General features: G+C 66.4%; 1 protein-coding gene. It reads left to right on the top strand.

From position 1 onward, the window contains the following. On the top strand, window positions 1-271 hold a 271-nt coding region (locus tag J1M81_RS24625), incomplete at both ends, for a transposase (protein ID WP_241258455.1).

Genomic DNA, 271 nt, shown 5'->3' with positions numbered 1-271 from the left:
TTCTACCGGAGTTTCACCGGAGCTCGCGGCGGCGTCGAAGCCGAGCAAGCTCCATTCTTTAGCTCACCGCGCCTTGCTCCTCGCCGGTCCCGTCGTCGTCGAAGACGTCTCTCAGGGCTCTTCCCAGATGAGGGTGTGGGTCGGCCGCGACGACGCCTTCCGTGACGCGGTCGAGGTGGTCGCGATGGACGGCTTCACCGGGTTCAAGACCGCCGCTGCGGAGGAGATCCCGGACGCGGTCACGGTGATGGATCCCTTCCACGTCGTGCGC

Source organism: Rhodococcus sp. KRD175 (assembly GCF_017168275.1).
Lineage (GTDB): Bacteria > Actinomycetota > Actinomycetes > Mycobacteriales > Mycobacteriaceae > Rhodococcoides > Rhodococcoides fascians.
The sequence above is the reverse complement of the archived record's forward strand: the minus strand, read 5'-3'. Positions and strand labels throughout refer to the sequence as shown.